The organism is Micromonospora sp. RB23, from assembly GCF_053585025.1.
This window is the reverse complement of the sequence record NZ_CM132111.1, coordinates 6,451,738-6,472,659: the sequence shown is the minus strand read 5'-3', so window position 1 is coordinate 6,472,659 and position 20,922 is coordinate 6,451,738. Positions and strand designations below refer to the sequence as shown.

General features: G+C 72.0%; 28 protein-coding genes. 17 read left to right on the top strand and 11 right to left on the bottom strand.

All coding sequences use genetic code 11. From position 1 onward, the window contains the following. Nucleotides 1-3: 3 nt before the first annotated feature. The 3 genes from ACTFTM_RS29580 to ACTFTM_RS29570 all read right to left on the bottom strand — a co-directional run bounded on the left by ACTFTM_RS29580 (nt 4) and on the right by ACTFTM_RS29570 (nt 2,878). A complete protein-coding gene (locus tag ACTFTM_RS29580) occupies nt 4-2,055 on the bottom strand; it encodes an amylo-alpha-1,6-glucosidase (RefSeq protein WP_449563594.1) in 2,052 nt (683 codons plus the stop codon). Then, complete coding sequence (locus tag ACTFTM_RS29575; RefSeq protein WP_449563593.1) at nt 2,052-2,432, bottom strand: SCP2 sterol-binding domain-containing protein; 381 nt, start codon at nt 2,430-2,432, stop codon at nt 2,052-2,054. Before ACTFTM_RS29575 ends, ACTFTM_RS29580 begins: the two co-directional genes overlap by 4 nt. 71 nt (nt 2,433-2,503) lie before the next feature. Continuing rightward, nucleotides 2,504-2,878 (bottom strand): DsrE family protein, encoded by a 375-nt coding sequence (locus ACTFTM_RS29570; protein WP_449563592.1) that lies wholly within the window; start codon nt 2,876-2,878, stop codon nt 2,504-2,506. 12 nt (nt 2,879-2,890) lie between these two features. Here ACTFTM_RS29570 and mtfM point away from each other — a divergent pair, with 12 nt between their 5' ends. Next, nucleotides 2,891-2,995 (top strand): small membrane protein MtfM, encoded by a 105-nt coding sequence (gene mtfM / locus ACTFTM_RS29565; protein ID WP_305076120.1) that lies wholly within the window; start codon nt 2,891-2,893, stop codon nt 2,993-2,995. 7 nt (nt 2,996-3,002) lie between these two features. Next, nucleotides 3,003-3,593 carry an FABP family protein gene (locus tag ACTFTM_RS29560; RefSeq protein WP_449563591.1) on the top strand — a complete coding sequence of 197 codons (591 nt, stop codon included), beginning with the start codon at nt 3,003-3,005 and terminating at the stop codon, nt 3,591-3,593. A gap of 4 nt (nt 3,594-3,597) precedes the next feature. On the opposite strand, the gene ACTFTM_RS29555 is transcribed toward ACTFTM_RS29560, so the two are convergent. Continuing rightward, nucleotides 3,598-4,479: an aminotransferase class IV gene (locus ACTFTM_RS29555; RefSeq protein ID WP_449563590.1), complete on the bottom strand. Its 882-nt coding sequence runs from the start codon at nt 4,477-4,479 to the stop codon at nt 3,598-3,600. Nucleotides 4,480-4,572: 93 nt separating this feature from the next. On the opposite strand from ACTFTM_RS29555, the gene ACTFTM_RS29550 reads away from it, so the two are divergent. The 4 genes from ACTFTM_RS29550 (at nt 4,573) to ACTFTM_RS29535 (ending at nt 7,991) form a co-directional block, all read left to right on the top strand. Further along, the gene (locus ACTFTM_RS29550; protein WP_355242704.1) at nt 4,573-4,977 is read left to right on the top strand and encodes a Fur family transcriptional regulator; all 405 of its coding nucleotides are present in this window, start codon (nt 4,573-4,575) and stop codon (nt 4,975-4,977) included. Beyond that, the gene (gene ygfZ / locus ACTFTM_RS29545; RefSeq protein ID WP_449563589.1) at nt 4,974-6,086 is read left to right on the top strand and encodes a CAF17-like 4Fe-4S cluster assembly/insertion protein YgfZ; all 1,113 of its coding nucleotides are present in this window, start codon (nt 4,974-4,976) and stop codon (nt 6,084-6,086) included. The genes ACTFTM_RS29550 and ygfZ overlap by 4 nt, the downstream gene beginning before the upstream one ends. A gap of 23 nt (nt 6,087-6,109) precedes the next feature. Next, nucleotides 6,110-6,937, top strand: a complete 828-nt coding sequence (locus ACTFTM_RS29540; protein ID WP_449563588.1) for a 3-keto-5-aminohexanoate cleavage protein — start codon at nt 6,110-6,112, stop codon at nt 6,935-6,937. Nucleotides 6,938-7,010: 73 nt separating this feature from the next. Beyond that, nucleotides 7,011-7,991, top strand: a complete 981-nt coding sequence (locus ACTFTM_RS29535; RefSeq protein ID WP_449563587.1) for an asparaginase — start codon at nt 7,011-7,013, stop codon at nt 7,989-7,991. A 97-nt stretch (nt 7,992-8,088) separates the two neighbouring features. Here ACTFTM_RS29535 and ACTFTM_RS29530 read toward each other — a convergent pair whose 3' ends face one another. Beyond that, nucleotides 8,089-8,886: an alpha/beta fold hydrolase gene (locus tag ACTFTM_RS29530; protein WP_449563586.1), complete on the bottom strand. Its 798-nt coding sequence runs from the start codon at nt 8,884-8,886 to the stop codon at nt 8,089-8,091. 113 nt (nt 8,887-8,999) lie between these two features. On the opposite strand from ACTFTM_RS29530, the gene ACTFTM_RS29525 reads away from it, so the two are divergent. The 6 genes from ACTFTM_RS29525 to ACTFTM_RS29500 all read left to right on the top strand — a co-directional run bounded on the left by ACTFTM_RS29525 (nt 9,000) and on the right by ACTFTM_RS29500 (nt 13,353). Next, nucleotides 9,000-9,632, top strand: a complete 633-nt coding sequence (locus ACTFTM_RS29525; RefSeq protein ID WP_449563585.1) for a helix-turn-helix domain-containing protein — start codon at nt 9,000-9,002, stop codon at nt 9,630-9,632. After that, complete coding sequence (locus ACTFTM_RS29520; RefSeq protein WP_449563584.1) at nt 9,629-10,372, top strand: hypothetical protein; 744 nt, start codon at nt 9,629-9,631, stop codon at nt 10,370-10,372. Before ACTFTM_RS29525 ends, ACTFTM_RS29520 begins: the two co-directional genes overlap by 4 nt. Nucleotides 10,373-10,444: 72 nt before the next feature. After that, complete coding sequence (locus ACTFTM_RS29515; protein WP_449563583.1) at nt 10,445-10,759, top strand: DUF2516 family protein; 315 nt, start codon at nt 10,445-10,447, stop codon at nt 10,757-10,759. After that, a complete protein-coding gene (locus ACTFTM_RS29510; protein WP_449563582.1) occupies nt 10,756-11,643 on the top strand; it encodes an alpha/beta fold hydrolase in 888 nt (295 codons plus the stop codon). The genes ACTFTM_RS29515 and ACTFTM_RS29510 overlap by 4 nt, the downstream gene beginning before the upstream one ends. An 11-nt stretch (nt 11,644-11,654) precedes the next feature. After that, nucleotides 11,655-12,392, top strand: a complete 738-nt coding sequence (locus ACTFTM_RS29505) for an alanyl-tRNA editing protein (RefSeq protein WP_007465709.1) — start codon at nt 11,655-11,657, stop codon at nt 12,390-12,392. 46 nt (nt 12,393-12,438) lie between these two features. After that, nucleotides 12,439-13,353: an SDR family oxidoreductase gene (locus ACTFTM_RS29500; protein ID WP_449563581.1), complete on the top strand. Its 915-nt coding sequence runs from the start codon at nt 12,439-12,441 to the stop codon at nt 13,351-13,353. Here ACTFTM_RS29500 and ACTFTM_RS29495 read toward each other — a convergent pair. Further along, nucleotides 13,337-14,341 (bottom strand): helix-turn-helix transcriptional regulator, encoded by a 1,005-nt coding sequence (locus tag ACTFTM_RS29495; protein WP_449563580.1) that lies wholly within the window; start codon nt 14,339-14,341, stop codon nt 13,337-13,339. The genes ACTFTM_RS29500 and ACTFTM_RS29495 overlap by 17 nt on opposite strands. 68 nt (nt 14,342-14,409) lie before the next feature. On the opposite strand from ACTFTM_RS29495, the gene ACTFTM_RS29490 reads away from it, so the two are divergent. Together ACTFTM_RS29490 and ACTFTM_RS29485 are read left to right on the top strand one after the other, a co-directional pair. Then, complete coding sequence (locus ACTFTM_RS29490; RefSeq protein WP_449563579.1) at nt 14,410-15,201, top strand: EI24 domain-containing protein; 792 nt, start codon at nt 14,410-14,412, stop codon at nt 15,199-15,201. Between the two features lies 1 nt (nt 15,202). Beyond that, complete coding sequence (locus tag ACTFTM_RS29485) at nt 15,203-15,718, top strand: O-acetyl-ADP-ribose deacetylase (RefSeq protein ID WP_449563578.1); 516 nt, start codon at nt 15,203-15,205, stop codon at nt 15,716-15,718. Nucleotides 15,719-15,981: 263 nt separating this feature from the next. On the opposite strand, the gene ACTFTM_RS29480 is transcribed toward ACTFTM_RS29485, so the two are convergent. Beyond that, nucleotides 15,982-16,170: a DUF397 domain-containing protein gene (locus tag ACTFTM_RS29480; protein ID WP_449566767.1), complete on the bottom strand. Its 189-nt coding sequence runs from the start codon at nt 16,168-16,170 to the stop codon at nt 15,982-15,984. Next, nucleotides 16,167-16,913 (bottom strand): DUF5753 domain-containing protein, encoded by a 747-nt coding sequence (locus tag ACTFTM_RS29475; RefSeq protein ID WP_449563577.1) that lies wholly within the window; start codon nt 16,911-16,913, stop codon nt 16,167-16,169. Before ACTFTM_RS29475 ends, ACTFTM_RS29480 begins: the two co-directional genes overlap by 4 nt. Nucleotides 16,914-17,108: 195 nt before the next feature. On the opposite strand from ACTFTM_RS29475, the gene ACTFTM_RS29470 reads away from it, so the two are divergent. Then, complete coding sequence (locus ACTFTM_RS29470) at nt 17,109-17,351, top strand: hypothetical protein (RefSeq protein ID WP_449563576.1); 243 nt, start codon at nt 17,109-17,111, stop codon at nt 17,349-17,351. Beyond that, complete coding sequence (locus tag ACTFTM_RS29465) at nt 17,348-17,614, top strand: flavin reductase (protein WP_449563575.1); 267 nt, start codon at nt 17,348-17,350, stop codon at nt 17,612-17,614. The genes ACTFTM_RS29470 and ACTFTM_RS29465 overlap by 4 nt, the downstream gene beginning before the upstream one ends. Before the next feature lie 5 nt (nt 17,615-17,619). Here ACTFTM_RS29465 and ACTFTM_RS29460 read toward each other — a convergent pair whose 3' ends face one another. Both ACTFTM_RS29460 and ACTFTM_RS29455 read right to left on the bottom strand, forming a co-directional pair. Then, nucleotides 17,620-18,516 (bottom strand): GNAT family N-acetyltransferase, encoded by an 897-nt coding sequence (locus tag ACTFTM_RS29460; RefSeq protein WP_449563574.1) that lies wholly within the window; start codon nt 18,514-18,516, stop codon nt 17,620-17,622. A gap of 1 nt (nt 18,517) precedes the next feature. Continuing rightward, the gene (locus tag ACTFTM_RS29455; RefSeq protein WP_449563573.1) at nt 18,518-18,931 is read right to left on the bottom strand and encodes a RidA family protein; all 414 of its coding nucleotides are present in this window, start codon (nt 18,929-18,931) and stop codon (nt 18,518-18,520) included. 216 nt (nt 18,932-19,147) lie between these two features. Here ACTFTM_RS29455 and ACTFTM_RS29450 point away from each other — a divergent pair, with 216 nt between their 5' ends. After that, entirely contained in the window at nt 19,148-19,681 is a 534-nt protein-coding gene (locus ACTFTM_RS29450; RefSeq protein ID WP_449563572.1) for a hypothetical protein, read from the top strand. Nucleotides 19,682-19,914: 233 nt separating this feature from the next. Here the strand turns inward: ACTFTM_RS29450 and ACTFTM_RS29445 are convergent, their stop codons facing one another. Next, nucleotides 19,915-20,922, bottom strand: a complete 1,008-nt coding sequence (locus tag ACTFTM_RS29445; RefSeq protein ID WP_449563571.1) for a LacI family DNA-binding transcriptional regulator — start codon at nt 20,920-20,922, stop codon at nt 19,915-19,917.

Below are 20,922 nucleotides of genomic sequence, written 5' to 3'. Positions count from 1 at the left end.
GGGTCAGCCGCCCGTCTCCCGATCGCCCGGATCGCGGCTGCGCCCCAACGCGTCGATGAGGCCCCAACGACCGGGGATGTCCAGCAGCTCCACCCGTCCCATTCCCGGCGGCACGGCCGGGTCGATGATCAGGTGTTCGCCCTGCGGTTCCAGCCCGAGGATCACCCGCAGCAACAGCAGTGGGGTGCCGCTCGACCAGGCCTGCGGGCTGCACGCGGTGGGGTACTCCACCGGGTAGCCGGTGCGGCTGCGGGCGTAGCCGGCGAACGCCTCCGGCAGCCGCCCGCCGAAGGACGTGGACGCGGCCAGCATGGCGTCGCAGATCACCCCGGCCTCCTCCCGGTAGCCGTAGCGGCTCAGCCCCCAGGCGATGATCGAGTTGTCGAACGGCCAGACGGTGCCCACGTGGTAGCCGATGGGGTTGTACCGGCCCTCTCCCTCGGCCAGGGTCCGCACCCCCCAACCGGAGAAGAGTCGCGGCCCGAGCAGGTGTTCGACCACCTTGCCGGCCCGGGGTTCGTCCACGATCCCGCTCCACAGCAGGTGCCCGATGTTCGACGTCAGCGCGTCGACCTGCTGACCGTCGGCGTCCAGGGCGAGCGCGTAGTACTCGCGGTCGGCGATCCAGAAGTCGCGGTTGAACCGCTGCTTGAGTTCCGCGGCCTCCCGTTCCAGCCGGTCGGCGTACTCCGGGTCGTCCCAGATCTCGCGGGCCAGCCGGGCGGCGCGGATCTTCGCGTCGTACGCGTAGCCCTGCAACTCGCAGGTGGCCCGGGGGAAGCCGGGTAGCCGGCCGTCGGCGTACGAGATGCCGTCCCAGGAGTCCTTCCAGCACTGGTTCTGCAGCCCGGTCTCGGGGTTGCGGGTGCGGTACCAGAGGTAACCGGTGCCGAGCAGGTCGCCGTAGGTGTCGATCCAGTCCAACGCGGCGCGGACCTGCGGCTCCAACTGCTGGACCAGCGCGGTGTCACCGGTCCAGCGCTCGTACTCGTCGATCAGGATGACGAACAGCGGCGTCGAGTCGGCCGAGCCGTAGTACGGCGAGTGGGGCTGCTCCTCGAAGCCGGCGGTCTCGCCGTACCGCAGCTCGTGCAGGATCTTGCCAGGCTCCTCGTCCCGGAAGTCGTCCACCCGGTGCCCCTGGAGGCCACCGAGCATCTGGATGGTCGGCGGGATGAGTTCCGGCAGGAACGGCAGCACCTGCAACGAGGTGATGATGCTGTCCCGACCGAACAGGGTCATGAACCACGGCAGGCCGGCGGCGATCAGCCGTACGCCCAGGGCGATCGACTCGTAGCGCAGCGCGGCCAGGTCGTTGAGGCTGCGCCGGTACGCCCCGGCCAAGGGCTCGCAGTCACAGCCGAGCGTCGGCGCCCGCTCGATCAGCTCCCGGTGCTCGGCGCGGATGGCGTCCCCACCGCGGCCGCCCGCGTACGGGAGGGTGGTCCGGATGTCCTCGCCCCGCGCGCCGAAGACGGTGGTGGAGATGTGCAGGCGGGTCGTCCACTCGCCGTTGCTGTCGATCCGGACACGGAACGTCATCCCGGCGGCGTCCACCTGTGCCGGTGCCGTGGAGCGGATCAGGGTTTCCCGGTGGAAGGCCTCCCGTCGGTACGTGAGGCGCAGCTCGTCGGTCACCGCGACCGTCGTCCGGCCCACCTTCTGCTGGGCGTGTTTGATCTCGAACAGGTCGGCGAAGTCGCTGCCCATCTCGACCCGGACGGTGAACTCGGCCTCCTCGCCGGAGTGGTTGAGGACGGTCAGCTCCTCGTCGAAGCCGCTCCCGATCTCGCGGCTGCGGATGATCGACGCCTTGGCGTCCAGGTAGTGGGTGGGTTCGCCGGGGGCGAGGAAGAACGTGGTCCGGTACGACTCGCTGGCGTCCACGGAGAGGGCGTGCAACCGCTGCCCGTCGAGGGTGAGCACCCAGCTCGACAGGAAGCGGGTGTCGAAGGAGAACAGCCCGGTCGGGAAGTCGAAGGACGGCTCGATGTCCCCGCGGTGGTCGGTGACCAGGAAGGTGTTGCCGTCCAGGATGCTGACGAGGTCCTTCACGAACGCCGCCCGACTGCCTCGCGGGCGACCTCGCGTGGGTCCCTCGTGCCCGGTGGGTCCGGGAAGAAACGGCGGAAGGCCAGGAAGAGCACCACGTCACCGCTGAAGGTGCTCTCGTTGCGCAGCACGGCGGCGAGCGCCTGGGCTTCGCCGGCGATCAACCTGTCGAACAGGGCCGAGCTGCTGTACCAGATGGCGTCGGCCGGACCTCGCTGGCGGCTGGCCCGCGCCGCTCCCGGCCGCATCCGGACCAGCCAGTGCTCGGTCTGGTGGTCGGTGCCGAGGTCGATCTGGAGGGTTCCGGCGGCCAGACCGCGCAGGACCGTGGGGGCCCGCGCCGGCAGGGATTCGAAGAACCTCTGGGTCGCCTCGGTCACATCCGAATCGTAGGCAGCCCCTCGGGTTGCCGGGCCGGTATTCGAAGTCCGCTACCGGGCTGAGTCGAAGGTCAGTAGACGAGCGCCTGCGCGCCCTCGGCCAACGCCTCCTCGACGAAGACCGCGGCGCCCGCGATCCGCACACCGGGCAGTACGTCCTCCGGGCCGATCTCCCGGCGGGCCGCGCACTGGGTGCAGGCGGTCACCTGGCCGCTGGTCAGGATGACGTGCAGCAGCTCGGCCAGCGGCGCGGAGTGCGGTAGCTCGAATTCCTGGGCGCGGCCGGGCAGCGCGAACCAGGTCGACTCCCCGGTCAGCCAGAGCGAGACGTCCACGCCGGCCGCGACCGCCGTGGCGGCGACCGTGAACGCCTGCGCGCAGCGCTCCGGGGCGTCCGCCCCGGCGGTGACCTTGACGACGAGAGAGCGGGCCATGGGGCCCAGCATAGGATGGGCGGGATGGTTACCGAGATCGGGTTCGTCAGCCTGCTGGTCGCCGGCCTGGGTGGACTCGCCGGCGGCCTGGTCTACCTGGCAGTGAAGATTTCAAGGGGACGTTGGTGAGCGCACTGTGAGCGACGAGAACCCGCTGCAACCGCCGTGGCTCAACGCGCCGCCGGTCGAGGAGTATCCGTACGAGGAGAGCTACGACCTGCGCGTCGGTCCGAAGCTGCACCCGGCGCTGGACGGCCTGCTGCCGTACATCGGCCTGTGGCGCGGTCGGGGCAAGGGTGGCTTCCCCACCGTGGAGGACTTCGACTACGCGCAGGAAATCAAGATCAGCCACGACGGCCGACCGTTCCTGCACTACGAGTCGCGCGCGTGGATCCTCGACGAGCAGAGCCGGCCCGTCCGGCCGGCCGGACGTGAGGTCGGCTGGTGGCGGCCGGTGCTGGTGGACGGCCGGGCCACCGACGAGCTGGAGGCCCTGCTCACGACTCCCACCGGCGTGATGGAGCTGCACCTCGGCAAGCGCACCGGCACCCAGGTGGAGTTCGCCACCGACGCGGTCGTGCGGACCTCGACCGCCAAGGAGGTCACCGGGGGCCACCGCCTCTTCGGCATCGTCGAGGGCGCGCTGCTGTACGCCCAGGAGATGGCCGCCATGGGTCACCCGCTCAGCCCGCACCTCTCGGCGCGGCTCGTCCGCGTCGGCGGCTGACGGCTCAGTCGACGGGGAAACCCAGCAGTTCGTGCAGGGCGGGGGTACGCGGGCAGGCATCCCGGCGTACCCCGTCCAGCATCCGGACCTCGACGAGTCCGCGTACCGAGGAGCTGAACCAGACGCCGTCGGCGGCGTGCAGCTCCGCGGGCGTCACCATCCGCTCGGCCCCGTCCAGGCCCAGTTCGTGCGCGTGGGCGAGAAGCCAGGCGGCGGTCGTGCCGGGCAGGATGCCGGTGGTGGCGGCGGGAACCGTGCAGATCGTGTCGCCGGTGAGCCAGACCACGTTGGCGATCGGCCCCTCCAGGGCGTACCCGTCGGACGAGACCCAGAGCACGTCGTCCACCCCGGCCCGTCGCGCCCACCGGCGGGCGGCGCTGTTGACCGCGTACGAGGTGGATTTGATGCCGGCCGGCAGCCAGTCCAGCCCGGTACGCGCGTCGGCGGGCACCCCCAGCGGCAGGACGGCCACGGTTATCCCGTTCCGCCGCGCCGCCTGCGACGACGCCGGCACCGCGGTCAGCGTGGCGTAGACGGTTGGCGGACCGCCGGCCTCCGAGCCCCGGGTGCAGACCAGCCGTAGCGCGCCCTCCACGTCCGCCGGCCAGCCCACGAGCACCGAGTCGAGCAGGTCGGTCAGCGCGTCGGTCGGGGGCAGGTCCAGGTCGACGGCGGCCGCCGCCGTGACCAGCCGGGCCAGGTGCTCGTCGCGTAGCCACGGTCGCCCCTGGCGCAGGTGCATCGACTCGAAGAGCCCGTCGCCGCGCAGGACGCCCAGGTCGTCGCCGCGGAGCACGGGTTCGTCCGCGGGAATCAGGCCCCGCCCCAGCACGGCGATCCGGGTGCTCGGGCTGGCCGGGACATTGCCGACGGACGACGTCACCATGACCGTCGAGCCTAGCGGCGGCCGGCCGCGCGCAGGGGGTCGGCGCGATCGCCGAACTATGATCGGACGGTGTCCGAATCCTCCCTCGCGGAAATGCTCCGGGCCCGTGGGCTGCGGCTGACGGCCCAACGGCAGCTCGTCCTGCAGGCGGTGCTCGATCTGGGCCACGCCACCCCGGAGCGGGTGCACGCCGCCGTCCGGGAGGTCGCCGCCGGCGTCAACATCACCACCATCTACCGCACGCTGGAGCTGCTGGAACGGCTCGGCCTGGTGACGCACACCCACCTGTCGCACGGTTCGCCGACCTATCACGCGGCGGGTGAGCACCAACACGTCCATCTGGTCTGCCGGGAGTGCGGCGCGATCGACGAGATCGATCCGGAGCTGCTGCGTCCGCTCGCCGAGCAGTTGGAGGCGCAGCGGGGCTTCCGGGTGGACATCGGGCACGTGTCACTCTTCGGCGTCTGCGGCCGGTGCGAGAACGGGGACCACAAATGATCGACATCGCGGGCGCGGTGGCCGTCGAGAGCATCGATGAGGCCAGCCGCGATCAGCCCGACCCGGCGCACGTCGCCGCGGGCGTGCGGGGCGTTGCGGCGCACTACGGCGACCCGCTGCGCGAGCAGCGCGTGCTGGACACCGAGGTCGGCCTGGTCGACAGGTCGCACCGGGGGATCGTCGCGGTGCCGGGCGAGGAACGGGCCGGCTGGCTGCACACGATCACCTCGCAGCACCTGTCGACGCTGTCCGCCGGTGAGGGCACCGAGCTGCTGGTGCTCTCCCCGCACGGGCACGTCGAGCAGCACGCCCTGGTCGCCGAGGACGGCGAGACCACCTGGCTGGACACCGAGCCGGGTGCGACCGACGGCCTGCTGGCGTACCTGGAGAAGATGCGGTTCTTCAGCAAGGTCGACCCCCGCGACGCCACGGCCGAACGGGCGCTGCTGTCGCTTGTCGGTCCGGCGGCGGCGGAGGCCGTGGCCACGCTCGGCGTGACCGGGCTGGCCGCACCGGACCTGCTCCCGGTGCCGGGTCCGAAGTTCGCCGCCGGCGCCGTGCCACCCCGGGCGGGCATCCGGTACGACGTCCGCCCGTTGCCCATCGGCGGCTGGGCGCGACGCGGCCTCCTCGGGGTGGACCTGCTCGTGCCCCGCTCCGCGATGGAGCAGGTGGTCGCGGAGCTGCGCGGCGCGGGCGTGCCGGTCGCCGGCCTCTGGGCGTACGAGGCGATCCGGGTGGCCGCCCGGCAGCCCCGGGTGGGGGTCGACACCGACCACCGGACGATCCCGGCCGAGGTGGACCTGATCGGCCCGGCCGTGCACCTGGACAAGGGCTGCTACCGGGGTCAGGAGACGGTCGCCCGCGTGCACAACCTGGGCCGGCCGCCGCGCCGCCTGGTGCTGCTGCACCTCGACGGGGTGACCACCGACCAGCCGCCGACGGCCGGTACGCCGGTGACCCTCGACAGTCGGGCGGTGGGTTTCGTGGGCACCGCCGTCCTGCACCACGAACTGGGTCAGGTGGCGCTCGCCGTCCTGAAGCGGAACGTCCCGGACGACGCCGCGTTGCTGATCGGCGAGACCGCGGCGGCGATCGACCCGTCCTGACCGGCACGTCTAGGATCGCCGGCATGACGACAGGGACGTTGATCACGGTGGCCCCGACGGGCGCGGAGTCGGCCAAGGCGGAGGTGCCGGCGCTGCCGGTGACCCTGGACGAGTTGCTGCTCACCGCCAAGGAGTGCGAGGCGCTCGGCGCCGCCGTGATCCACGTCCACATCCGCGACGACGAGGCCCGGCCGACCCTCGACCCGGCCCGCCTGGCCGAGACCGTGGCGGCGCTGCGGGAGAGCACCGACCTGATCGTGCAGCTCTCGTCCGGCGGCGCGGTGACCGACCCGGAGGCGTCCCGGCTCGCCGTGCTCGACGCCGGCCCCGACATGGCCTCCTGCACCATGGGCACGGTCAACTTCGGCGACGATGTCTTCCTCAACCGCTGGGAGTTCATCGTCGACCTGCACACCCGGATGCAGGAGCGCGGGATCGTGCCGGAGTACGAGATCTTCGACCTCGGTCACCTGTCCGCTTTGCAGCGGCTGCTCGGCAAGTACGGGCTGCCGGCCGGCGGGCACGTGCACGTCGACTTCGTCATGGGGGTGCCGGGCGGGATGCCGGGCACCACCGAGACGCTCGTCGCCGCCCACCGGATGCTGCGGGACCTGCCCGAGGGCACCACGTTCTCGGCCACCGGCATCGGCCGCAGCACCATTCCGGTGCTGCTGGCCTCGCTCTCGACGGGCGGGCACCTGCGGGTCGGCATGGAGGACACGGTGACGTATGCCAAGGGCCGTCCGGTCGAGTCCAACATGCAGCTGGTCGCCCGCGCGGTCGGCTTCGCACAGCTCGCCCAACGGCCGCCGCTGACCACCACCGAGGCCCGCGCGCTGCTCGGGCTGTAAGGCCACGGGCTTCCCGCGCCCCTGTCACCCGCGCGGTTGACGACCTGGTCACCCCGCCGACGGGCGACCCGAGATGCTGGGTACCGTCCAGCACGTGGGAAAGACGTACGAGGGTGGCGTGCCGCTCGCCGAGGTGGTCCGGTCCGGGTTCGTGGAGGGCGGCCACCGAGGTTCGGTGGTGGTGCTGGACGCGACCGGGGCGCCGCTGGCGGCCGCCGGGGACGTGACCGCGCCGATCTTCCCGCGCTCGGCCAGCAAGCCGATGCAGACGATCGGGATGCTCCGCGCCGGCCTGCCGCTCACCGACCCGGCCGACCTGGCGCTGGTCTCGGCCAGCCACGCGGGGGAGGACTTCCACCTCGCCCGGGTCGGCGCGCTGCTCGACCGGGCCGGGCTGGACGCCTCCGCGCTGCACTGCCCGCCCGATCTGCCGGCGGGTGCGGCGGCCCGGGAGGCGGTACTGCGCGCCGGAGGAGCGCCGAGCCGGGTGCAGATGAACTGCTCCGGCAAGCACAGCGGGATGCTGCTGACCTGCGAGGCTGCCGGTTGGCCCCGCGACGGCTACTGGCGGCCCGAGCACCCGTTGCAGCAACAGTTGCGGTCGGCCGTCGAGGAGTTCACCGGTGAGCCGGTGGCGGCCGTGGGCGTGGACGGCTGCGGCGCACCGGTGCTGGCGGTGTCGCTGACCGGCCTGGCCGGGGCGTACCTCCGGCTTGTCGATGCCGAGCCCGGCTCGGCCCCGCGCCGGGTGGCCGACGCGATGCGCGCCCACCCGGAGATCGTGGGCGGTACCCAGGCCGACGACACCCGGCTGATGCGCGGTGTTCCGGGTCTACTGGCCAAGATCGGCGCCGAGGGCGTGTTCGCCGTCGGGCTGCCGGGCGTCGGCGCGGTGGCCTTGAAGATCGACGATGGCGCAGACCGGGCGCGGATGCCGGTGCTGGTCTCGGCGCTACGCCGGCTCGGCGTGGACGCGCCAGTGCTGACGGAGTACGCCGAGGCACCCCTCTTCGGCGGCGGCGTCCCGGTCGGAGCGATCCGCCCCCTCTGGTAACCAGCGGCCTTCGCCCCGTTGATCATGAAGTTATCGCCACGACACGCCGCTGCGGGTGGCAGTAACTTCATGATCAACGGGGTGTGGCGGCTGCAGGCTAGGGCAGGAAGTCCAGGAGCGCGGCGCTGACCGGTTCCGGGCGCTCCAGCGGCAGCAGGTGCGCGGCGTCCGGCACGTCCGGCAGGCGTACCGCCTTCGGGGCGTCGGCGGCGATCCGGTCGGCGAGCCGGCGGATGTCCGGCACGTCCGCCGCGCCGGCGGTGACCAGGACGGGGATCGTCAGCTCGCCGAGACGTCCGATCGCCGGTGGGGTCAGCTCGCCCACCTCGACCGCACCGAGGGCCAGTTCCGCGGCCAGGGCGCGCTGGTCCATCTCCTGCGCGAACGCCAGCAGCTCGGGGTCGACGTCGGCCGGCTGGCGGGCCGGGCCGACAACCCAGAACCGGACCTCGCCGGCCGCGCCCGCCACGAAGTCGTCCGGGTCGACCTCGCCGACCAGTTCGTCCCAGAGGTCGTTGGCCTCGTCGGACCACTCGTTCCCGGAGACCGCCGTGTCGAAGAGGGCGAGCGCGCTCACCCGGTCCGGATGGGCCAGGGCGGTGTCGACGGCGACGGACCCGCCGAAGGAGCAGCCGACCAGCGCGGCCTGCGGCAGGTCCAGGGCGTCCAGCAGGCCGGCCACGTCGTCGTGGTGCGCGAACGGCGTCGGCGGCAGCTCGGAGTCCCCGTAACCGCGCAGGTCCGGGACGATCACCCGGTGCCGGGTGGCGAGCGTGGGTACGACGCCCCGCCACATGCGCCGGTCCGCGATGCCGGCGTGCAGCAGGACGACGGGCGAACCGCTGCCGACCTCGTCGTACGCGAGAACTGCTCCATTGACTGTGATCTTGTGCACCAACGGACCGTACGGACCGGGCGGGGCGGCACGCAAACGGGACGCTGAGACCTTGCTAACTCTGGCTAGCGTTTTGCTTGCAGGAGTTAGCGGATCGGATTAGCGTCGGCATCATGGCGACACCAAAGGACCTTCCCGATGTCGGCGGGTTCATCCGCGATCTGCGCCGCAACGCCAAGATCTCGCTGCGTCAGCTCGCCGAGCAGGCGGGGGTCAGCAACCCGTACCTGAGCCAGATCGAGCGCGGTCTGCGTCGGCCGAGCGCCGAGGTGCTCCAGCAACTGGCCAGCGCGCTGCGGGTGTCGACCCCGGCCATGTACCTGCGGGCCGGGCTGCTCGACGACAAGGAGGGCCACGGCGTGCTCGCCGCCATCGCGGTGGACCCCGACCTGACGATGGCCCAGAAGCAGTCGCTCAGCCAGATCTACGAGACCTTCCGCCGGGAGAACGCCCGGTTGTCCGAGGCCCAGGCCGCGGCCGGGGCGACCACCCCGACCACCCCGACCGATGTCGCCGACGCGCCCGCCGACGTGGCGAACCTGGCCGCGACCGGTCCCACCACCGAGGGCGGCACCCCGACCGAGGCCGTGCTCGAGTCGGTCGCCGTCACCGAGGCGGGCCCCGCGCCCGCCCCGAGCGGCACCCCCGAGAAGAACGCCCCGAGCGGCACCCCCGACTTGAGCACCCCGAGCAGCACCCCCAAGAAGAAGAGGGCCGTCGAGACGGCCGAGGAGGAGACGTCATGACCGAGCCGAAGACCAATCGCATCCCCGCTCCCATCTACGCCGCCGCCGGTGCGGCCGAGCTGGCCCTCGAGCAGCTCCGCAAGCTGCCCGCGGCCGTCGGTGTGCACGGCACCCGGGTCGTCGCCGACCTGGGCGGCCGGGCGGTGCTGACCGGCTTCGAGCTGCGCCAGAAGGCCACCGAGACGCTGCGTACGGCCAACGAGACCGCCGGCACCCTGCGCGACCGCGCACAGGCCGAGCTGGACCTGGCCAAGCTGCGTGAGTCGGCCGACCTGGCCAAGCTGCGCGAGGTCGCCGACATCGAGAAGCTGCGCGCCGCCGCCACCCGCAACGCGGCCGTGGTGGTCACCGCCGCCCAGGCGGCCCAGGAGCGGGCGTTCGCCGCGTACGGCGCGCTGGTGGCCCGCGGCGAGCGGGTCGTCGGCGCCGGCGTGCTGGAGGCCGCCGAGACGGTCAACGCGGACATCGAGGCCACCGAGGCGACGATCGCCCCGGCCGCGACGACGGCCCCGGCCGCGACGACGGCCCCGGCCGCGACGACGGCCCCGGCCGCGACGACCGCCCCGGCCGCGACGCCCGCCCCGGCGGAGGTGCCGAGCCCGGCCGAGGTCGCCGAGATCGCCGAGGCCAAGCCGGCCGCCGTCAAGAAGGCCACCCGGGCGAAGGCCGCCAAGCCGGCCGAGACCCCGTCGGCCAAGCTGCCCCGGGCCACCAAGCGGACCCGCCCGGCGGCCGAGTAGTTCAAACCTGCCGGCGATCCCGACGGCGTCCTTGTCGGACGTAGTCGGGGTCGCCGACATAAACTTGCCGGCATGGCCACCGCCGCGCCGATCTTCGCGTTCGAAGTCCGTTACGTGATCGAGCTGATCCTGCTCGTCTTCGCGTTGATCATTCAGGGTGTCGCGCTGGTGCATGCCATCACGCAGCGGTCCGACGCCTTCGCCGCCATCGGGACGCTGCCCAAGGGCGGCTGGATCGCGATCCTCGCGGTCTGCCTCGTGCTGATTCTGCTCAGCCGCGGTCCGATCAGCCTCTTCGGACTGATCGGCATCGCCGCCGCGCTCATCTACCTGCTCGACGTGCGGGTCGGTCTGCGCGAGCTCAATGACGGCAAAGGGTTCTGGTGAGAGGTTTCCGCTGGCCTCCGCCACCGGACAGCGGCCCCCGCACCTTCGGTCCCGGCCCGGGTGGGCCGCGCACCGGCCGTCCCGCGATCCCCGATCCGGAGACCGAGCTCGTCGCCACGCCGCACGGCGTGCAGGTGGAACGCCTGGTCACCGGCGTCGGTGACCCGGTCACCGTGTTCGCGCACGGGCTGGGCAACGGGATCGCCACCACGCGACCGTTCGGCAGCGGGGTGGCCGGTCGTCGGCTGTTCTTCCAGTTCCGGGGGCACGGGCGCTCGGACGCGCCGCCCGGCTCGTGGACCTACCTCGACCTCGCCCGCGACCTGCGGGCGATCGCCGATCTCGGCGGCGCCAGCCGGGCGTTCGGGGCCAGCCTCGGCGCGGGGGCGCTCTGCCGCCTGCTCGCCGAGAGTCCGGAGCGCTTCGAGAAGCTGGTGTTCTTCCTGCCGGCGGCGCTCGACCAACCACGCGGTCCGGCCGCCTGGGAACGCGTCGGCGCACTGGTGGACGCCGTGGCCAGCGGTGACGCGGGGGCCGTCGCGGACGTCGTCTCACTGGAGCTGCCGGCGGCGGTCCGCAACACGCCGGCCGGGTGGGCGTACCTGCGGCAGCGGCTCGACCAGTTGCTCCGCGACGGCCTGGACGAGGGCCTGGCCACCCTGGCGGGGCAGGTGCCGCTTGACGACGCCGGTGTGCTGTCGGCGGTCACCGCGCCGGCCCTGGTGATCGGGTGCGTGGGCGACGACCTGCACCCGGTCGAGGTCGCCGAGCAGCTCGCCGCCGCGCTGCCCCGGGCCACCCTGCACGTGTACGACCGCCCCGGGTTCCTCTGGTCGGAACGCGCCGACCTGCGGGGGCGCATCTCCGGCTTCCTCAACGAGTAACGTGGCCTGTCATGGGCGTCACACAGCACGGCCGGACGCACCGGCTCGATCTCGCCGACCCGACCCTGCGCGAGTGGACCTGCACGGTCCTGCACGCTGACCCGGAGCAGGGCATCGTGCTCGACCGCTCGGCGTTCTATCCCGGTGGCGGTGGCCAACCGCCGGATCACGGCGTGCTGCTCTGGCAGGGCGTGCAGACCCGGATCGTCGGTACGCGCAAGGGTGACGACCCGTACCTGATCCCCGCCGAGGGTGACCCGTTGCCGCCGGTCGGCACCGAGGTCGTCGGCGCGGTGGAGGACGAGCGCCGCACCCGTCTGATGCGTACCCATTCGGGGTTGCACGTGCTCTGCGGCGTGGTGTTCCGCGACTTCGGCGCGCTGGTCACCGGCGGCAACATGGAACCGGGCGAGGCCCGGATGGACTTCAACCTGCCCGAGGTGCCACCGGATTTCAAGAGCCGCATCGAGGAGCTGGTGAACGCCGAGGTGGCCGCTGACCGCTCGGTCGCCACCCGGGTGCTGCCGCGCACCGAGGCGCTGGCTCTGCCGGACATCATCCGCACCCAGTCCAACCTGATCCCGCCGGACGAGCAGGAGGTGCGGATCGTCGACATCGTCGGTCTGGACGTCCAGGCGGACGGCGGCACCCACGTCGCGTCCACCGCCCAGATCGGCAAGGTGCAGGTGGTCAAGGTGGAGAGCAAGGGCCGGGCCAACCGGCGGGTCCGCGTCCGGCTGGTGGATTGACGAATCCGGACGTCGGCTGTCAGGTATCGCTGGCAGCCTCGCAGGCATGACACAACCGCTCGCAGGAAAGGTCGCGCTCGTCGCCGGTGCCACGCGGGGCGCCGGGCGACAGATCGCGGTCCAGTTGGGCGCTGCCGGCGCCACCGTGTACGCCACCGGTCGCAGCAGCCGCGCCGGTCGTTCGGAGATGGACCGGCCGGAGACCATCGAGGAGACCGCCGAACTGGTCACCGCGGCCGGCGGCACCGGCATCGCCGTGCAGGTCGACCACCTGGTGCCCGAGCAGGTCCGTGACCTGGTCGCCCGGATCGACGCCGAGCAGGGTGGCCTCGACGTGCTGGTCAACGACATCTGGGGCGGCGACCCGCTCGTCACCTGGGACAAGCCGGTGTGGGAGCAGCCACTCGACAGGGGCTTCCGCACCCTGCGGCTGGCGGTCGACACGCACATCATCACCAGCCATTTCGCGCTGCCGCTGCTGATCCGTAAGCCCGGTGGCCTGGTCGTCGAGATCGGTGACGGCACCAAGGCGTACAACGACCAGAACTACCGCCTCTCGGTCTTCTACGACCTGGCCAAGGTCTCGGTCAACCGGCTCGCCTTCAGCCAGGCGCACGAGCTGAAGCCGCACGGCTGCACGGCCGTCGCGCTCACCCCCGGCTGGATCCGCTCCGAGGCGATGCTGGAGCACTTCGGCGTCACCGAGGAGACCTGGCGCGACGGCGCCGCCACCGACCCGCACTTCCTCATCTCCGAGACGCCGGCCTTCGTGGGCCGGGCGGTGGCCGCGCTCGCCGCCGACGAGGACAAGGCCCGCTGGAGCGGCCAGTCCGTCGACGCGGGCACGCTGTCCAAGGTGTACGGCTTCACGGACGTCGACGGCAGCCAGCCGGAGGCGTTCCGTTACATCAGCGAGGTCGTCGACGCCGGCAAGCCGGCCGACGTCACCGGGTACCGCTGACGCCGTCCGCCACCGCCGGGCCGTCGTAGCGTGCGGCGGCCCGGCGTGCCGCGTCCGCCAGGCGTCCGCGCAGCTCCGGCGGGTCGAGCGCCTCGACCTCCGGACCCAGCGCCAGCAGTTGGGCGTACGCGACGTCGACGGTCTCCACGGGCAGTCGCGCCACCACCCAGCCCTGCCCGTCCGGTTCGCCGATGGTGGTGACGACCTCGTCGTACACCTCGGGGGCGTCGACCACGTGCCGGAGCCGGCGCAGGCCGGCGGGGCTCAGCCGGACGGTGACCTCGGCCCGCAGTATGGTCCGCAGGAACGACCCGGCCTGCTCGCGCCAGTGCCCGGCCAGGTCGAAGCTCTCGTCGCGGGCGAACTGCTCCTCGCCCACCTCGACGTCGGTGACCCGGTCCACCCGGTAGGTGCGCATGTCGTCGCCGACCCGACCGACCAGATACCAGGTCGCGTTCTTCAGCACGAGCCCGTACGGCTGAAGGTGCCGGGTCACCTCGTTCTCGCCCCGCCGGTAGCGCAGCCGTGCCACCCGGTCGGTCCAGACCGCCCGGGCCAGCTCGCTGAGCCAGGGCGGTGGGGGCGTCTCCTGGAACCAACCCGGAACGTCCAGGTGGAACCGCTGACCCGTGCGTACGGGCGCGTCGCGCAGGGCCGGCGGCAGCGCGGCGAGCACCTTCAACTCGGCGGCGGCGACCGCGTCGGCCAGGCCCATGTCACCGGCCGGACCGGGCAGGCCGGCGAGGAAGAGCGCCTCCGCCTCGTCGCGGTTCAGCCCGGTCAACCGGGTCCGGTAGCCACCGAGCAGCCGGTATCCGCCGGCCCGGCCCCGGTCGGCGTACACCGGCACCCCGGCGGCGGACAGCGCCAGCACGTCCCGGTAGACGGTCCGCTCGGAGACCTCCAGCTCCCGCGCCAGCTCGCCGGCCGTCATCGAACCGCGTGCCTGCAACAGCAGCAGCAACGAGATCAGTCGGGAGGCGCGCACCCGCCCATCCTGCCTCGTACCGCTCGCCGCCCGGCGGATTCGATCACCGGTCGTTAGGCTGCTCGATCGTGGACGCCAGCAGAATCGCCAGCCCGGTGACCGGGGCCGTCGGACGTTTCCTCCTCGGGGTGCGGCTGCTCCTGCGCGGACTGGGCCTCTACGTCCGCAGCCCGAAGCTCATGCTGCTCGGCATCGTGCCGGCGCTGATCTCCGGTGCGCTGTTCGTGGCCGCGTTCGCCACCCTCGTGTACTTCGTGGACGATCTCGCCGCCCTGGTCACCCCGTTCGCGGACGACTGGTCGAGCACCGGTCGCAGCCTGGTCCGGGTGATCGCCGGCCTGGCCTTCCTCGGACTCGGTGGCCTGCTCGCGGTGGTCAGCTTCACGGCGGTCACCCTGGTCATCGGTGACCCGTTCTACGAGAAGATCTCCGAGACGGTCGAGGAGCGGCTCGGCGGCACCCCGGACGCCGTGGACGTGCCGTTCTGGTCGTCGCTGCGTCGCAGCCTCGCCGACTCCGTACGCCTGGTGGCCCTCACCGCGCTCGTCGGAATCCCCCTCTTTCTCGCCGGCTTCATCCCGGTGGTCGGCCAGACCGTCGTACCGGTGATCGGGGCGGCCGTGGGCGGCTGGTTCCTCGCCGTCGAGCTGGTCGGCGCGCCGTTCTACCGGCGTGGCATGCGGCTGCCGCAGCGCCGGACGATCCTCAAGGCGGACCGGCCCATGGCACTCGGGTTCGGGGTGGCGGTCTTCCTGTGCTTCCTCATCCCCCTCGGCGCGGTGCTGGTCATGCCGGCAGCCGTCGCCGGCGCGACCCTGCTGGCCCGCCGCTCGTTGGGCCAGTCGATCGAGGAGAGCTGACGTGGAGATCACCCTGATCGAGGGCGACATCACCGACCAGCGGGTCGACGCCGTCGTGAACGCCGCGAACTCGTCCCTGCTCGGCGGCGGTGGCGTGGACGGCGCGATCCACCGACGCGGCGGCCCGGCCATCCTGGCCGAGTGCCGGGCGCTGCGCGCGTCCAGGTACGGCAGAGGGCTGCCCACCGGGCAGGCGGTGGCGACCACGGCCGGGAACCTGCCGGCCCGCTGGGTCGTCCACACGGTCGGCCCGGTCTTCTCGGCCGGCGAGGACCGGTCGGGGTTGCTGCGCGACTGCTACGCCAACAGCCTGCGGGTCGCCGACGAGCTGGGCGCGGCCACGGTGGCGTTCCCGCTGATCTCCGCCGGTATCTACGGCTGGCCGGTCGACGACGCGGTCCGCCAGGCGCTGACGGTGCTCCGCGCGGCCACGCCCGCATCGGTCACGGAGGCCCGCCTGGTGCTCTTCGGCGCGGACACGCACGCAACGGCCCGCGAGGTCTTCGACGCGGCGTAGGCCCGTGCGTCTCTCGGCTTGATCACTTGATGCTCACCAGTTGGAAGTCGCTTCTGGGGACCGGTCACCATCAAGTGATCACCCCTGGTCCGCCCGGTCCGCCCGGTCCGCCCGCACCGCCCGCAGATCTTGGACAGTTACCGTCATCTGCTGACGGTAACTGTCCAAGATCTCTTCGTTGCGGTGCGACCACAGTTGGCATCGCCGCCAGGCACAGCGAAAGACCCCCGGGTTCACCCGAGGGTCTTCGTCGATGTGGTGGCTCAGAGGGCGGCGGTCTTCACCATGTCGACGAAGCCCCGCCAGGTGTGCCGGTCGAACCGGAGGGTGCCGCCATCGCGATCCTTCGAGTCGCGAACCGCGACGACGCCCGGAAGGTTGTCGGCGACCTCGACACAGTTGCCGCCGTTGGAGCTGCTGCGGGTGCTCTTGCGCCAGCCGGCGCCGGTCAGGTCATCCATGCTCGCGCTCTCAGGAACTCGACGGTCTGGTCACGCGGAAGCGCTACCGACCTCACGGTATCCCAGACCGCCCACAGCGGAGCAACGTCATTAGTGATGCGCCCGGCCGCCTGGTCATCGAGATAGCCGACGGTCTCGCCGTCCGGTGTCGCGGCAAGAACGAAGGGCCCGGCCTGCCCAGGGTGTAGTCCAGCATTGAGCGGGATCACATGCACCATGACGTTCGGCCGTTGTGCCATCGTTGCCAGGTGGTCGATTTGTGCGCTCATCAGGTCGGCAGGACCGCGGCGTAATGCCGCTTCATCGATGACAAAGACCGTCATCGGCGGGCGAGGCCGATCGAAGACTGCCTCCTGCCGCCGAAGACGCGTCTCTACATAGAGTCCGGCATCAGCGCTGAGCGGCCCGCTCGTGATGACGGCGCGGGCATATGCCTCGGTCTGGAGTAGCCCGGGGATGACGGACGACTCGTAGCACCGCAGGCCCACCGCCTCACGTTCGATGTCGGTCCATGCCCGGAACCATGGTGGCTCGCGGCGCTTCAGGACGTCCGGCCACAACTCGTCAATGTCCTTGCGGAGTATCGCGGCGACCTGGGCACGATGCCGCGTCTGTGGGACTCGTCCGTGGCTCGCCCATCGCGCGGCGGTCTTCGGGTCCACTCCCACCTGGCCCGCGAGGCTTTCGGCAGTCTCCCCAGCTTCATTCATCGCGGCCATCACGGCTCGGTTCATCCCGCGTATGCCCTCCTCTGTCCCGAACGTCCAAAGTACATAGTGCAACGCTGTGTGTTCATCCGGCAACGGTTGGCAGCCTTCGGGTGAGCGGCACTGCTGGTGGAGGTGTAGCCCGGCGGCGGTGTCAGCCCGGGGCCGTCCCGTGGGCGAGCATTCAGGGGCGGCCCCTCCTGGCCCACCGGAGGGGGAGACATGCCCGCAGCACCAGGACCGGCATTCCGGGCCGGCGACCTGCTACGCCTGTCGGCGACCGCGAGCGTGCAGTTCCTGCGCCCGATCACCGTGCGGGTCATCCGCGAGCTGGAGTGGGCCACGTACGACGGGTGGGTGTGGCTCGACGCCTACGAGTTGGGCGCGCACGGTGACGCGGTCGCCCGGCGGGAGCTCTACGTGCGGCGCGAAGGCGTGCAGTTGGCCAACGGGTGCGCCGGATGAGCCCGCGTCCGCGCCCGCATCATGCCGGCCTGCCGCACTGGCGCTGTACCCGCTGTGGCGCCCACTGGCCGTGTTCGGCCGCGCGGCTGTCACTGCTGTCCCGTTGGCACGGCGACCGGGTCGGGATGCTGCTCATGTTGACCACGCTCGCGCGGGAGGCGTTCGCCGACGCGCTGAGGTTGGGCCTGCGACCGGACCCGGCGGTGTACGTCGCGCGGTTCCTGGAATGGACGCGCCCACGCAGCGAAGGCGGAGCTGACTGATCAGGTCAGGTCAGGTCGGCCAGGCAGGTCGACAGGGTCGCCACCGGTCGGTAGCCCAGCCGGGCGTTGATCGCCAACATCGGTGCGTTCGACTCGTCGTTCGAGGTGTACGCGATCCGTACGCCGTTCTCGGCGGCGCGGTGCAGCGCTGCCGTCTTGGCCAGTCGGGCGAGTCCCCGTCCCCGGTACGCCGGGACGGAGCAGGTGTAGTCCGACCACATCCGGTCACCGTCCCGCTTGACCAGGCTGAACGCGGCCACGTCGCCGTCGACCTCGGCGGCGGTGCTGGCGAACTTGTCGAGTCCGAGGTTGTCCCACACGTCGTACCGCCAGCTCTCGAAGCTGACCGCGTCGACGGGTACGTCGCCGGGTTCGTCGACGGCCGAGGCGACGTCCGCCTCGTAGAGCAGGTGCGGGTCCATCTCGGCGATCGGCCGCAGCCGTACGCCCGCCGGCGGCTCGGGCAGCGCGGGCGGTGGGGTCAGTTCCAGCGCCGAGTAGCGCACCTCGCGGCTGGGGGTGAAGCCGTGCCGGAGGGCGAACGGCAAGGAGTCCGCCGTGGCCATGGCGCGGACGCGGCGGACCCCGAGGGGGCGGAGGTGGTCGGTCGCGGCGGTCAGCAGCGCGGTCCCGATGCCTCGGCGGCGGTGGTCGGGGTGTACGTGCAGCATGCTGACGTCGCCGAAGCCCTCCACGGAGGTCGAGGTGGTGGGTTCGGCGGACGTCCAGCCGACCACCTGGCTGTCGACCTCGGCCACGAGCGCGGTCCAGCCGTCGACCGGCGGCGGATCGGCGATCATCTTGCGGGTCGACTCGACCCCGCGCACCAGGTACGGGTGGACGATCGCCCGTAGCGCCACCACGGCTGCCGCGTCGTCCGGTCGGGCTGGGCGGATGCGCATGTCAGGCCTCCGTCCGTACGGCGGCGACGGCCTCGATCTCGACGAGTTGGTCGGTGTAGCCGAGCACGGCCACACCCAGCAGGGTGCTGGGCGGATCGTGGTCGCCGAAGAAGTCCCGGACGACCTCCCAGACGGTCACCAGATCCGCCTGCCGCGACGATGCCACGTACACGGTGGTCTTGACGACGTCGGTGAGCCGCGCGCCGGCCGCGCCGAGGGCGGTCTCCAGGTTCGCCATCACCTGCCGGGCCTGCGCGGCGTGGTCGCCCGGCGCGACGGTACGACCGTCGGCGTCGAGCGGGCACGCGCCGGCAGTGAACACCAGCCGGGCGGGCGGTTCGACGGTGGCCGCGTACGCGTACTCGGCGACGTCGGAGAGAGCGGGCACGTGCAGCAGCGCGACAGGATCCGGCATGCCGGCGAGGCTAACCACGATCACCCGGCACAGCTACGAATTATCCGCCCGGCTGCCGGGACGCGGTCGCCGGCCAGGAAGGTGAAGGCTCGTTCAGGAGGGGCAGACATACCCCAGATAGTTCAGTATCCTGCGCGGGCTGGGCTCGTCACTGCACGGGGGCGAAGGACTCGCCGCTATGACGGCTGGGAATTTGAGTGAGGAAGAGGTAAAAGCATGCGCATGCTGTCCAAGGCGGCGATGGTGGGTGTGGCGGGGGCCGCCGTCGCAGCGACCTTCGCTGGCGTCGCGCTCGCGGCGAACGAGGACGTCCCGACGGAGACCAACGGCGGCTCCATCGTGGAGGACTTCAAGTACCCGGGCGCCGCGGCGATCCTCGCCAGCCAGAATGTCGAGCTGATCTCGGGCGACGGTCATATCGTGCTGGCCGACTGCAACACCCCGCCCGTCAACAACGTCGGTGTGATCCGGGTGAACACGGTCGCGCCGATCGGGCAGACGGGCGAGGGCCTGATCTGCTTCAAGGCGCTCGCGTCGACCGGCCGCCTCGACCTCAAGGTGCCGGGCGTCTACGAGATCCGCGGTGACGGCCAGACCTCGACCACCGGCCACAACGGCACGGCCACCGTCACCACCGACGCCGGCGTGCGCACCACCAAGGACCTGGACCCGAACGGCAGCACCCAGTTCGGCGAGGGCGACGGTGGCGGGGAGCCGACCACCCTGCTCCAGTTGACCGTCAAGCCGTAATCCGCCTGGTGGCCGCCCAGGGCGGCCACCAACACCTTCGCCGTCCGCACGGCACCGCAATGGCCGCGTACCGCATCCAGGTACGCGGCCATCGCGCTGTCCGTCCCGCCGCACGGCGGCGACGCATTAACGCGCCAGGCAGCAACTTCAGGGTTGTTGCTGCCTCCCGACGCCGGGAAGCAGCAACAACACCGAAGTTGCGCGGATCTTGACGAGGCGCGTCGAAGGCCTGGTCAGGCCGAGGCGCGGATGATCAGCTCGGTTTCGAGCATGACCGCCGGTTCGATCGCCTCGCCCGCCGCCAGCCGCAGCAGTTGCCGGGTCATGCGTCGGCCGAGTTCCACGATCGGCTGCCGGACGGTGGTGAGTGGCGGTTCGGTGTACGCGGCGGTCTCGATGTCGTCGAAGCCGACCACCGCCACGTCCTCGGGCACCCGCCGACCGGACTCGCGCAGCGTACGTAGGGCGGCGTGCGCCATCAGGTCGGAGGCGGCGAACACCCCGTCCAGGTCGGGGTGTTCGCTGAGGAGCTGGTGCATCGCCGCCGCGCCGGACTCCCGGGTGAAGTCGCCGACGGCGACCAGCTCGGGTAGCCCGGCGGCGGCGACCGTCTCCCGGTAGCCGTTGAGCCGTTCGATACCGGCCACCATGTCCTGCGGGCCGGCGATGGTGGCGATCCGCCGCCGACCGCTGTCGATCATGTGCCGGACGGCGGCGGTGACGCCGCCGACGTGGTCGACGTCCACGTACGGCACGGGTGAGTCGCCGAGCGGCCGGCCGCTGACCACCACGGGGATGCCGAGGCGGGCCAGCGTGCCGGGCAGCGGGTCGGCGCCGTGCAGCGAGGCGAAGAGCACTCCGTCGACGTGCCGGCCGCTGGTGTACCGCTCGACCCGCTGGTGCCCGGCCGGTGAGCCGGCCAGCATCAGCACCAACTGCTTGTCGGCGGCCTCCAACTCCTGGCTGACGCCCCGGATGATGCCGGGGAACACCTGGTCGTCGGAGAAGACCCGGGTGGCCGCCTCCGGCATGACCAGGGCGATCGAGTCGGTGCGCTGGGTGACGAGGCTGCGGGCGGCGAGGTTGGGCACGTACCCCAACTCGGCGACCGCCCGCTTGACGGCCTCCCGGATCGGCTCGGCGACGGTGGTGGAGCCGTTGACCACCCGGGAGACGGTGGCTCTGGACACCCCGGCCCGTGCCGCCACCGCCTCCAGCGTCGGCCGCTGCGCCGTCGTCAT

Bases quoted from the DNA above. Each gene is read 5' to 3' on its own strand.
- ACTFTM_RS29555 (WP_449563590.1), bottom strand. From the start codon at position 4,479: ATGGTGACGTCGTCCGTCGGCAATGTCCCGGCCAGCCCGAGCACCCGG.
- ygfZ (WP_449563589.1), top strand. From the start codon at position 4,974: ATGATCGACATCGCGGGCGCGGTGGCCGTCGAGAGCATCGATGAGGCC.
- ACTFTM_RS29520 (WP_449563584.1), top strand. From the start codon at position 9,629: ATGACCGAGCCGAAGACCAATCGCATCCCCGCTCCCATCTACGCCGCC.
- ACTFTM_RS29500 (WP_449563581.1), top strand. From the start codon at position 12,439: ATGACACAACCGCTCGCAGGAAAGGTCGCGCTCGTCGCCGGTGCCACG.
- mtfM (WP_305076120.1), top strand. From the start codon at position 2,891: ATGGTTACCGAGATCGGGTTCGTCAGCCTGCTGGTCGCCGGCCTGGGT.
- ACTFTM_RS29450 (WP_449563572.1), top strand. From the start codon at position 19,148: ATGCGCATGCTGTCCAAGGCGGCGATGGTGGGTGTGGCGGGGGCCGCC.
- ACTFTM_RS29540 (WP_449563588.1), top strand. From the start codon at position 6,110: ATGACGACAGGGACGTTGATCACGGTGGCCCCGACGGGCGCGGAGTCG.
- ACTFTM_RS29570 (WP_449563592.1), bottom strand. From the start codon at position 2,878: ATGCTGGGCCCCATGGCCCGCTCTCTCGTCGTCAAGGTCACCGCCGGG.
- ACTFTM_RS29455 (WP_449563573.1), bottom strand. From the start codon at position 18,931: ATGCCGGATCCTGTCGCGCTGCTGCACGTGCCCGCTCTCTCCGACGTC.
- ACTFTM_RS29515 (WP_449563583.1), top strand. From the start codon at position 10,445: ATGGCCACCGCCGCGCCGATCTTCGCGTTCGAAGTCCGTTACGTGATC.
- ACTFTM_RS29470 (WP_449563576.1), top strand. From the start codon at position 17,109: ATGCCCGCAGCACCAGGACCGGCATTCCGGGCCGGCGACCTGCTACGC.
- ACTFTM_RS29475 (WP_449563577.1), bottom strand. From the start codon at position 16,913: ATGAACCGAGCCGTGATGGCCGCGATGAATGAAGCTGGGGAGACTGCC.
- ACTFTM_RS29535 (WP_449563587.1), top strand. From the start codon at position 7,011: ATGCTGGGTACCGTCCAGCACGTGGGAAAGACGTACGAGGGTGGCGTG.
- ACTFTM_RS29505 (WP_007465709.1), top strand. From the start codon at position 11,655: ATGGGCGTCACACAGCACGGCCGGACGCACCGGCTCGATCTCGCCGAC.
- ACTFTM_RS29445 (WP_449563571.1), bottom strand. From the start codon at position 20,922: ATGACGACGGCGCAGCGGCCGACGCTGGAGGCGGTGGCGGCACGGGCC.
- ACTFTM_RS29550 (WP_355242704.1), top strand. From the start codon at position 4,573: ATGCTCCGGGCCCGTGGGCTGCGGCTGACGGCCCAACGGCAGCTCGTC.
- ACTFTM_RS29460 (WP_449563574.1), bottom strand. From the start codon at position 18,516: ATGCGCATCCGCCCAGCCCGACCGGACGACGCGGCAGCCGTGGTGGCG.
- ACTFTM_RS29525 (WP_449563585.1), top strand. From the start codon at position 9,000: ATGGCGACACCAAAGGACCTTCCCGATGTCGGCGGGTTCATCCGCGAT.
- ACTFTM_RS29465 (WP_449563575.1), top strand. From the start codon at position 17,348: ATGAGCCCGCGTCCGCGCCCGCATCATGCCGGCCTGCCGCACTGGCGC.